The organism is Photobacterium sp. GB-56, from assembly GCF_003026105.1.
Classification (GTDB): domain Bacteria; phylum Pseudomonadota; class Gammaproteobacteria; order Enterobacterales; family Vibrionaceae; genus Photobacterium.
In genome coordinates this window covers 163,659-175,015 of record NZ_PYNW01000009.1, presented here as the reverse complement: position 1 = coordinate 175,015, position 11,357 = coordinate 163,659, and the positions used below count along the sequence as shown (strand labels likewise).

At 42.7% G+C, this 11,357-nt stretch carries 7 protein-coding genes, 1 tRNA gene and 3 rRNA genes; 4 read left to right on the top strand and 7 right to left on the bottom strand.

The window, feature by feature from the left end; genetic code table 11:
• The 4 genes from C9J42_RS13860 to C9J42_RS13845 form a co-directional block, all read left to right on the top strand.
• Positions 1-174 (top strand): 23S ribosomal RNA (locus C9J42_RS13860); the annotation flags it as partial.
• A gap of 166 nt (positions 175-340) precedes the next feature.
• Positions 341-456: ribosomal RNA gene (gene rrf, locus C9J42_RS13855) — 5S ribosomal RNA — on the top strand.
• Between the two features lie 47 nt (positions 457-503).
• Positions 504-619, top strand: a 5S ribosomal RNA gene (gene rrf / locus C9J42_RS13850).
• 33 nt (positions 620-652) lie between these two features.
• Positions 653-729: transfer RNA gene (locus C9J42_RS13845), tRNA-Asp, on the top strand.
• A gap of 402 nt (positions 730-1,131) precedes the next feature.
• Here C9J42_RS13845 and C9J42_RS13840 read toward each other — a convergent pair.
• The 7 genes from C9J42_RS13840 to C9J42_RS13810 all read right to left on the bottom strand — a co-directional run bounded on the left by C9J42_RS13840 (position 1,132) and on the right by C9J42_RS13810 (position 11,339).
• The gene (locus C9J42_RS13840; protein WP_107246756.1) at positions 1,132-1,518 is read right to left on the bottom strand and encodes a hypothetical protein; all 387 of its coding nucleotides are present in this window, start codon (positions 1,516-1,518) and stop codon (positions 1,132-1,134) included.
• A gap of 241 nt (positions 1,519-1,759) precedes the next feature.
• Positions 1,760-3,172 carry a phosphoglucomutase/phosphomannomutase family protein gene (locus tag C9J42_RS13835; protein WP_107208602.1) on the bottom strand — a complete coding sequence of 471 codons (1,413 nt, stop codon included), beginning with the start codon at positions 3,170-3,172 and terminating at the stop codon, positions 1,760-1,762.
• 62 nt (positions 3,173-3,234) lie between these two features.
• Positions 3,235-5,640, bottom strand: coding sequence for a GH36-type glycosyl hydrolase domain-containing protein (locus C9J42_RS13830; RefSeq protein ID WP_107287488.1), 2,406 nt, complete (start codon positions 5,638-5,640; stop codon positions 3,235-3,237).
• A 41-nt stretch (positions 5,641-5,681) separates the two neighbouring features.
• Positions 5,682-7,610, bottom strand: coding sequence for a beta-N-acetylhexosaminidase (locus C9J42_RS13825; RefSeq protein ID WP_107287487.1), 1,929 nt, complete (start codon positions 7,608-7,610; stop codon positions 5,682-5,684).
• 9 nt (positions 7,611-7,619) lie between these two features.
• Positions 7,620-8,504: an N-acetylglucosamine kinase gene (locus C9J42_RS13820; RefSeq protein WP_107260550.1), complete on the bottom strand. Its 885-nt coding sequence runs from the start codon at positions 8,502-8,504 to the stop codon at positions 7,620-7,622.
• On the bottom strand, positions 8,497-10,233 hold the full coding sequence (locus C9J42_RS13815) for a glycoside hydrolase family 9 protein (RefSeq protein ID WP_107246752.1): 1,737 nt from the start codon (positions 10,231-10,233) through the stop codon (positions 8,497-8,499). The genes C9J42_RS13820 and C9J42_RS13815 overlap by 8 nt, the downstream gene beginning before the upstream one ends.
• 110 nt (positions 10,234-10,343) lie before the next feature.
• Entirely contained in the window at positions 10,344-11,339 is a 996-nt protein-coding gene (locus tag C9J42_RS13810) for an ABC transporter ATP-binding protein (protein ID WP_005369743.1), read from the bottom strand.
• Between the last annotated feature and the right edge of the window lie 18 nt (positions 11,340-11,357).

Below are 11,357 nucleotides of genomic sequence, written 5' to 3'. Positions count from 1 at the left end.
GGAATCGATAACCGCTGAAAGCATCTAAGCGGGAAGCGAGCCTCAAGATGAGTCATCCCTAGACCTTTAAGGTCTCTAAAGGGTTGTTGAAGACTACAACGTTGATAGGTCGGGTGTGTAAGTGCTGCGAGGCATTGAGCTAACCGATACTAATTGCCCGTGAGGCTTAACCATACAACACCCAAGGGGTTTTTATCTCGTCAAGAGAAACGTGGACTCCAAGTACACTTGAACGTGTAGAGAACACTAGTTAGATAATTTCCAGGTTTAGTGTTAGGTCACATCGCTCCTTGCCATCCATGGCATCGCGATATTAGTGAATCCTTTCACGTCGAATTTGCTTGGCGACCATAGCGTTATGGACCCACCTGATCCCATGCCGAACTCAGTAGTGAAACGTAATAGCGCCGATGGTAGTGTGGGGTCTCCCCATGTGAGAGTAGGACATCGCCAGGCTTCAAATTTTAGTTTTTGTTGTTATAACAAGAACGCTAAAGAATTTACTTAGCAACCATAGCGCAGCAGAACCACCTGATCCCATGCCGAACTCAGAAGTGAAATGTTGTAGCGCCGATGGTAGTGTGGGGTCTCCCCATGTGAGAGTAGGACATTGCTAAGTTCTAAATTGCATTATGCTGAATAGACACGCTGCGGAGCGGTAGTTCAGTTGGTTAGAATACCGGCCTGTCACGCCGGGGGTCGCGGGTTCGAGTCCCGTCCGCTCCGCCACTTATATTAAGCCCTAGTCGAAAGACTGGGGCTTTTTTACATTTTCAATATATGAGTTAAATTTATTTGAGTGAGTTGGCAGTTCAGTTGGTTAGCCTCTTTATTGGAGATCTTAGCGGCCTGTCAGACCTGAGTCGCGTCCGCTCCGTCACTTCTAAAGAAGCCTCGCTAGTCATAGTGGGGCTTTTTTCGTCTAGTAAATATATTAATTATCTATTAATGAAAAAGCCCTGCTTGAAGTCACAGGGCTTTGGTTTTACTTAGTTGTCATTGAAAATAGTTAAGATGATGTGAGACCTCCTTTCCTACTTTATCTGAGCTTTAATAAGTGAAGCTCTGAGCGTTGGTAATACTATCGTTGTTGGTTATATTTACCTCCTTGCTCTTATTCAATGTTATGCCTTAAATTTGTTCATAGAGACCTGTATGTAATATCTCCTTTTGCTGATTATCACTACGATCACGACGATATGCACGGTAACGTGATGCTAGGTAGGTAATGAGAGCTGAAAAAACAGTATAAGCCACTAAGAAAGTGATTGGTGAATGAATAACGTTGTTAGAAAAGACCCAAATAACGCCACTGATAGTGATAACTAATTTTGTCAGTACAGCAAGTACAAGGTAGCTCATGACATATTGAGGTTGGCGAATTGCCTGATAAGCAATGAAATAGCTTATTCCTACCGCGACAATGGCAAGGCTAAAACCCACTGTAAATGAGTGGAAATGTTCGGTGAAAAGTATAGCTAAAACAATAGCTATGATACTAAAGATAATCTTTTTCATACCGATTTCCTTGAGTGCGATAAATTTAACGCCTTTTAATCATGGACCTCAAATCGATATTTTTATGTGATTGGGCTATCTATTTTTATTTTTAGATGGGGTTATTACTGTAAATGGGCTCGATATCAAATTTTTATATGGAGGTAAATAGAATGGCAAAATATAAAAGAAAAGGGTAACTGAATGGTTACCCTCTAGCAAAGATCAGCGGTGTGATCTGCTAAAACAACAGCTATGTTTTTTAAACAGAAAGGAATGCTTTTAATTGAGCAAGTACTGCTTCTGCCTGTGGTTGATCTTCCATTTCAACAAAGATACGGAGTAATGGCTCAGTACCAGAGAAACGTGCAATCGCCCAACCGCCATTTTTAAAGTAAACTTTAGCGCCATCGGCATAGCTTACTTTTTCGATTTCATAGTCAAAATCAGGCAATGCTTTTTCTACATAGATCTTGTTGTACAGACGCTCACGTTCAGCAGGTTTAAAGGTACAATCGCCTTCTGCTGTGTAGGCATAGCCAAAGCGCCCATAAATTTCATCAAGTAATTCAGATAACTTCTTACCTGTCACGCTGATCATTTCGACCAGTAAGCTTGATGCAAATACACCATCTTTACCTTTGATATGACCACGGATTGTTAAACCACCTGAGCTTTCTCCACCAATGAGAGAATCATCAGCTTCCATTTGTGAGCTAATGTGCTTAAAGCCTACTGGCACTTCAAATGATTTCTCACCATAAGCTTCTGCAACTTTATCTAAAAGGTGGGTGGTTGCGATATTACGTACTACCGATCCTTTCCAGCCTTTATATTCAAGCATGTAGTAATAAAGTAGAAGTAGTACTTCATTCGGGTGAATAAAGTTACCTTTCTCATCAATAATACCTAAACGGTCAGCATCGCCATCAGTACCAATACCGATATCATAACCTTCGTGAGCGACAAGATGCTTTAAACGGTAAAGCGTTGCAGCACTCGGCGATGGCATTAAACCACCAAAACCAGGGTTTTCACTATCGTTGATCACGTCAACATCACAGCGAGCACTGATCAGGACCGTTTGCAGGGCATTTTTTGCCACTCCAAACATAGGATCGATAAGAACGCGAAGATTCGCTTTTTTAATCGCTTCCATATCGATGAAATCAATAATTGAATCAACGAACTCGTTCATTGGATTGATGATTTCAACTAACTTATCGTTTTGTGCTTGTTCAAAGTCAACACGTTTTACATCCGCATCGGTTAACACTGCGATTTGTTGTTCAATCTTTTGAGTAATGATTTCATCCGCATCACGACCGCCTTCAATGAAGACTTTTATGCCGTTGTAATCTGCTGGATTGTGTGACGCAGTAATACAAGCTGAATATGTCGCACCTGTTTGTTTTGCTTTAAACATCACAACAGGGGTTGGTACGAACTTATCGATGAAGCTACATTTAATGTTGTTACCCGCTAAAACTTCAGCAAACCACGTTGCTGCTTTATCGGATAGAAAACGACGGTCGTAACCAATAATGAAACCATTTTCAGTGACTGACTCTTTGATCATGATGTTAGCAAGGGCTTGAGCTACTAAGCGTACATTTGCTTGAGTAAACTCTTCACCAATGAAGGCACGCCATCCACCTGTTCCAAACTGAATCATGGAGGAACTCCTATTTCTCTCTCAAATAAAAAGAGGGAGGTGAATACACCTCCCTAACCGTTTTAGCCCATTACTACTGTAACAGTATTGGTTGTGCCTTCAGCTTGAGGAGCAATTGCGCCTTCGACTGTTTCACCGTTTAGCGTAATAGATTTAACGCCTTTACTTACCCCATTTGGGTTTTCAACTTTAATGTTGTAAGTCGCGCCACGCCATTCACGAGTCACTTCAAAACCAGGCCAGCTTGTTGGAATACAAGGATTAACAGTTAGACCTGCAAAGCCTGTTTGTACACCTAGGATAAAGTTAGTTACGGCAAAATATGCCCAACCAGATGTACCTGTTAACCATGGGTGGTTTGCACGACCGTGATCTTGGTGATCACGTCCCATGATGAACTGAACGTATGAGTAAGGTTCTGCAATACGTTTTTCAATGATGTCGTTTTGGTTGTATGGGTTAAGTGCATCGTAGAACTTCATTGCACGATCACCACGACCTAGTTTCGCTTCAGCTACCCATGCCCATGGGTTTGGATGCGAGAAGATTGCACCGTTTTCTTTCACGCCTTGATATACGCGCGTAACGAAACCGATATCATCATTAGGGGTTGCGAATGATGGTGCATTTAGGTGTAGACCGTATTCAGAGAATAGGTTTTCATCAACGGCATCCATTGCTTTCTCACCACGATCTTGTGATGCCATACCAGAAAGCACAGCTAGAGTATTTGACTCTAAGTGAATACGACCTTCAGTTTGTTGCGCTGTACCGATCTTGTCACCGTCTTTTGTTAGACCACGGATGTACCAGCCACCTTCGTCATCCCATAGGTGTTGTTCACACGCTTCACGTACGTTTGCTGCCATTTCAGTGTATTTAGCAACATCTGCGTCTTTACCTTGATGCTTAGCAAGCTCGATGAATTCTTGTAATGCCCAGAAGTGAAGGAATGACACCATTGCTGACTCACCGCCACCAAGGTTTAGACAGTCATTCCAGTCTGCACGAAGACCTTTACAGATACCGGTTCGGCCTACGTATTCTGCTGAGAAATCGAGTGCGGCTTTCATGTGCTCATAAACAGATGCATCACCGCCGTCAGCGTATGGGATCACTTCGTCAATGAAGCTCTCTTCACCTGTTTCTGTTACGTACTTACAGATTGTTGGTACTAGCCATAGGTGGTCATCAGAACAGGTATCTTCGATACCGTGGATCTTATCTGCATCACTTGGGGTTGGAACAACTGTTGGTGATTTTGATGGCTCAACATCAGCCATGTCTGGATCGAACCAATCTGGATCAAATAGGTGTAGGCCGTAACCTGCCTTAACTTGACCACGTAGTAAGTCAACAAGACGCTTACGTGTCATCTCTGGGTTTGAGTGAGGAACAGAGATTGCATCTTGTGCGGTATCACGGTAACCAAGACCTGTACGACCGCCCACTTCGATAAATGATGCGAAGCGTGACCAAACCACACATGTTTCAGCTTGGTATAGAGTCCATGCGTTGATCATGGTATCTAGACCTTCGTTCGGTGATGTCACCTTGAACTTGTTACAACGGCTGTTCCAGTGTTCTTTAATTTCAGCAAATGCAGCATCGACTGCAGCGACATCTTGGTATTTTTTACGTAGGCGTTGACCTTCGTTTTTACCGACACCTAGGATGTAGCTAAAGCGTACTTCTTCACCCGGTTGGATAGTGAATTGCTTGTGTAGTGAGCCACAGTGGTTGTAACAGGTTTGTACGTGGTTAGAACAACGTCCTTTTTCAACCGCAATAGGGTTAGCTTCATCACGGTAAGCACCAAGGAAAGTGTCACGTTGACCATCATAGCTATCAGGATCAAATGTAGAAGCTAGGTAGTAGAAACCTTCTTTCTCATTGGTGTTGTAGTAAAGATCATATTCAATCACGCCGTCTTCATAAGATGTGCCGGCTGAGTACAAGCTCATCTGGTGGTTTTGGTTATCAGATTGAATGTGGCTGAAAGAGAACTCAACAAATGAGAATGCACTAATAGTGCGCACTTCATCTGTCGTGTTTTTAATCACAACATCCCAAACCTCTGCATCTTCGCCTTTTGGTACGAATAATGTTTTGGTTGCTTCGATGCCGTTGTAGTCACACTTAAATTTAGAGTAAGACAAACCGTGACGCACTTCATACGATGCTTCGTCTAGGCTTTTTGCTACTGGTTGCCATGAGATTGACCAGTAATCACCTGTCGCATCATCACGAAGGTATACGTAGTGCCCTGGGCGGTCAAATGTCGCATTTGGGCGGAATTTCGTGACGCGATTATACTCTGGAGATTTGTAGAATGAGTAACCACCTGCGTTTTGTGAAATTACTGTACAGAATTTCTCTGTACCTAAGTAATTTGTCCATGGTGCTGGGACATCAGGACGAGTGATAACATATTCTCTGTTGTCGTTGTCAAAATAACCGTATTTCATTGCTTTTTAATCCTTAAAAAATTTCACTCTACTGTGCGTGGTTATTCACAGTGGCGGTAATTAATACCTGCCTTGTCCAGGTAGCTAAGTTGACCTTTTAAACGTGCTTTGAAGTCATCCCAGTTACGATATTTAGGGTCGCTCCAGCAAATCTCCGAGACTGCCAGTAAGCGGGGGTAAATCATATATTCAAATCGGCTTTGGTTATTTACTAATTCTGACCAAAGGGCGGTTTGAATGCCTAAAATGTGCTGCCGCTCAGAGTTTTCCTCGGCGAGATCACTGAGTGGGTAATAATTGTAAACTTTATCGAGGGGTAACTTTCCAGCCCAATCAACACCTGCTTCATCTGCCGAGTAGCCTTGAGCTAAATCTAAGTACGTCGCTTGTGCTGGCTGCATCACAATGTCGTAGCCTTTTTGGATACATTCCAATCCAGCCTGTTCACTTTGCCATGAGAAGATGATGGTATTTTTACTGACCTTCTCACCATGGGTTGCTTCTTCCCAACCCATCATGCGCTTACCTTTACCTTCTAGTACTTCTTCGGCAAAACGTAATAGGTGCCCTTGCAGTTCTTTGGGATCGTGATAGTCATGCTCTGCCATGAATTTTTGGCAAGCAGGGCTATCTGTCCAAACACCGACAGGGACTTCATCTGCACCAATATGAACGAAAGGTGCGGGGAATAGATCGCATATTTCCGAAAGTACATTGCTAATAAAGCTGTAAGTGCCTTTTAGTGCAGGCGATAAGATGTTGTCGTTATAGTTTTGAATGCTGCGATAAACAGATTTATCATCTGGATCAATCAACAAATCAGGGAGTGATAAAATAGCAGCACGACAGTGGCCAGGGATATCTATTTCCGGAATGATCATGATCCCACGATCAGCGGCATACGCAATGACATCACGAATTTCTTGTTTTGAATAAAATCCACCATAGCGCTGAGCAATGTGGCTAAATTGTGGAGCGATCACTTCATTTGGACCACGCCAAGCACCGATACAGGTGAGTTCAGGGTAGGCATCAATTTCAACGCGCCAGCCTTCGTCATCGGTTAAATGCCAATGAAACGTATTAAATTTGTAGCGTGCTAATTGATCGATAAGATGTTTTATACGCTCAACAGGGTGAAAGTGGCGACCACAATCGAGCATCATACCGCGATAACCAAAATGCGGTTTATCATTAATATCTACCATTGGGATCTGGTAAGTGCTATCAGCTTGATGCGATGGTTTACTTGGTATTAATTGAAGTAAACTTGAAGTTGCGTAGACAAAACCAGATGCTGAATTAGCTTGGATCCAGACGTTATCGTTTTCAACGAGTAAGCGATAGCCTTCATCTACAAGGTCTTTATTTACAGTATAATGAATGTTGCCTTGCTGATTAACCGGCACGTGTTCATTCAATAAGGTATTGAGTTCTGCTTGTAACCAATTTACTGCACCTTGCGCTAATGTGGGTGGTGTTGAAATGGCAGTATGTTGATTTATATGAAAAGAGCCCTGTAGTTGCGTTATCTTGCTAGGTTTAGGGATCAAAGCAATATCAGCCGCTTTAACGGGTAGCGGTGTGTTGTAGCGTTCAACAGCAGGTTGATCAAGATTGATAGTACTGATGTCGACTTTTAACGGCTTAATGTACTCAGCGGTTGATGCTAATGAGATAAATGCATCTAAAATACCGTCGTCATAAAGCGTAAATGGTGCAGTACCGACCGTGAACTCGGTATAAAAAAGACCATTTGCAGGTAAATTGTCCGTGGCTGTTAATGTACAGTAACTCCCCGTTTGGCTGATAGCGCCTTTGCTTAACGTCTCGGCTCTAACGAAACGATTAAACAAAAAATGTAATGACCAATTTTGTAGTGGAGTATCGGTTAAATTATGTAAGCTTAATGCAAAACGAGATTCGTTTTCTTTTTTATCGATTACAGTTAAATCAAGGCGGTAACTCATCATTCCCCCTTAAAGTTTATATAAATCGTGATTACTACGTGCCATAGCAATCGCGCCATCCATAGCATCACCTTGTGGTGTTGCTATACGTTGCTGCATAGGTGGTACTAACCATGCATGAATACGTTCTGCAATGCTGCCCATGAGGCAAATTTTGTCAGCGCCACGCACAACTAATGCATTCATCCACATTTCTATATCTCGCGCTGTTTGCGATAGCATATCTATCGCGAGTTTATCGCCTTGTGCTGCATGGGCAAAAATGCTCGGTGAAAATTGACCATAATCACAAGGGCGCGCTGCTTTTGACCACAATACGATATTGTCGATATCATGATTAAAATATGTGAGTACAGAGCGAGCAAGCGGTGTTTGTTCAACAATACCATCAACACTTAATAGTACTTGTTGAATCAAACGCAGACCCATAACAGCACCGCCGCCTTGATCTGAAATCGGGAATTCACGACCGCCAACCACATGCTGTTGACCATCTTTTAATAAGATCCCACAAGAGCCAGTACCAGCAATTAATATCGCGCCATCTTTACCTCCCCAAGCACCTAAACAAGCACCATACGCATCGGTATTTAATGTTATGGCACCGTAAGGATGAGGCTGTTTCATGAAGTTATACCAAGCCTCTTGTTGTTCAGCGCCTGCGAGTGCTAGGCCTACTGACATATAACGAAAATGGCTATTATTAAGATTTGCTTGGCTGGCCGCAGTTGCTATCGCATCATTGATCGATGCCATAGCAACGCTACTGCCTAATAGAATATTCGCACTACCCGTTTTTGCTTCACCTAAAGTATTACCATCGAGATCACAGATGCGTGCACGGCAAGATGTACCACCGCCGTCAACGCCCACTAAGTAACGAATATCAGCCATGACAACGCTCCTTAAATTGCATCGTAATTGCAAGTAAGTACCAGCCACCATGTGGGATCCATTGTTCACCCCAGCGCCAGTTTTGCAGCATATCGTCTTTTTGACCATTAGGGTTGAATGCGATGTCTTCTTCGTTTTCAAAGCCAGATGTGATGCCGTTACAAACACCGCCTTTGGCGTTACTGAATCCTAAGTGAGGTAAGTAATTTGGGTTATTATGACCATGACCATCTAACATACACATGTCATACGGGTTTAAACCAACTATCCAGTCAAGTGAGCGTTGACCAAATTGCATTAAGCCTTGACGTAATGTTGGATCTTGAACATAGTTCTGTGCCATAAAAGCCATGGTTGCTAATGACGCGAGACGTGCATTTTCGCCTTGCCACCAGTAACCTGACTCATTGTTATGGGCAACAAAGAAAGCCGTTTTCTTTTCACCATCGACAGCTTTAGTGTATTGGCGAGGGTAGTGAAATGGGTTATTCACTTCTTTTGTAATCGCTAACTCAAAATTAAGCGCGTTACATAACACTTGTTCAATTGGCTTTTTGAAATTGGGATCCGTTTCTGCACTTAAATATTGCATCAGAGCAATGGCAGGAAGGCCTGCTTCAGCGGCATGGAAATAAGGACGTTCGCCGTTTTCAGTCGCAGACCAGAAATATTCAATATTCTCATCTGACATTTGACGCTTAGCCAAACGTGTAGCCCACTCACGCATTTCTACTAAATAGCGATCTTGGGAAGTACTACGGAATAACTCAACGGCGGCTAATAAGGCACAATACTCATCTATAATATTTTCCGTACTATCGTTTAAGTATTCAGTATTGTGTTGTTTTAAATGCCAATAGCCAAGTTCAGCCGCTTGAAGGTATCGCTCGGTCTCGATGCCAGTAAACGCTCCTAAGCGAGTGCTTGATTCTAGTTGAGCAATACGAGAAAGCGCTGCTAATGCTGCAATGGTAACCCCACCACCTTGACGGAAGCCGGCTTGATAATCGTCTGACTTGATGCCTTCTTGAGTTGAATAAGCACAAATGTCACGTTGTTGCGGGGATTTGCTCCATTTGTCGAATACCGTCATATAGAAATAGCCCTGCGCGTGTTGCATGCGCAGTAAGAAATCGGCACCGAAAGTGGCTTCTTCAAGTAAACGTACACGAGTAAAGTCTGCAATATCGTCTTGCTGATCTAACTCTTCATAGGCTTTTAGCATGTTCCACACAATCATTGGGGTTTGTTGTGGATTTAAAAAATTACTAAAAGATAAATGGCTTAGGTATTTACTTACATCACCTGATGCATCATACCAACCACCGTGAACGTCTACGGTTTGATCTGAATTGAGTACAGCTGCATTTTTATCAGCTTGATCGAAAATACCGCTGCAACGTTGAGATTTAAAGTAGTGCAGAACATCACTAAAGGTTTGTTGCATTAACACACCTTCAGCAATGGTAAAAACAGTTGATTCGCTGTTTGCGTAGCGAATACGGAACTCACCAAGTTGTTGGCAAGAAGAGAAATCAATAAGGTAAATATTACCGGTATGCCATTGTGCTATGTTGTCATAGGCATGTAATGGCAGCTGCATGATAGTGGTGTTCGTCTGGTTACAAACAAGTTCTGCAGTACCGGTTAAAGTCTGAGAGTTGGTTTGTAATAAAGCGTGTTTTACGTTGAAACGCTCATAGCCCAGATGGTTAGTTAACAGCTGCATGGATCCTCCTAGTGTCGCCAAATAAAGGTGGTTTCAGCATTGTGAAACCACCATTTAACAGCTAAGGCGACCAATAACGCAGATAAGTCGTTTTTAGTAACGAGCTATTATTAATTTTCGTATAAGTAACAACGTACAAAGTGATTGTCAGATAATTGAGTCACACCTGGAAGTTTTTCACGGCACTTATCGGTAACGTGAGTACAGCGACCTGCAAATGGGCAACCCGCGCTTTCTGGCGTCCATAGCGGGATCTCGCCTTTATTACCTTTTAGTTTTTCATGAATAGACTTACTTGGATCTGGAACTGCTGATACAAGTAATTGGGTATACGGGTGTTGTGGATCGTGAATGATCTCTTCCGTATCGCCCCATTCAACCATGTGACCAACGTACATAACCGCTAGATCTTCAGCAATGTAACGTGCTGTTGCGATATCGTGGGTGATGTATAGTAGTGCCATCTCACGTTCAAACTTCATTTCTTCCATCAGGTTTAGTACACCTGCACGGATAGAAACATCGAGCATTGAGGTTGGCTCATCAGCAAGTACGACTTCAGCACCCACCGCAATGTTACGCGCTAAGTTAACACGTTGACGTTGACCGCCAGACAGCTGGTGGGGGAATTTCGCAGCTGTCTCCTTTGGTGGGATCAAGCCAACTTGTTCTAGTAGGTTGTAAACCGTTTCTTCTAGCTCTTTTTTATTGCCTGACTTCACTTTGTTGTGGATCAGTAACGGACGAGCAATATGGTGGAAAATAGTATGAGTAGGGTTTAAAGAACCGAATGGGTCTTGCCATACCATTTGCACACCTTGGCGGTAATTCATTAAGTCATCATGTTTAGTGATTGACTGGATATCACGACCAAAATATTCAATTGTGCCATCTGTTGGCGCGTACATTTTTGCAATCATTTTCGCAGTCGTTGATTTACCAGAACCTGATTCACCAACAACTGAAAGACCACGACTTTTGTACATTTTGAAAGACACGTCGTTGATTGCACGCATCTTTGATTTCTTTAATGAATTACTGTTAACGGAAAAATCTTTAATTAGATTTTTACCTTCAATAATTGGATTTCCGACAGGTTTGCTCATAATGCCTCCTAAATACTG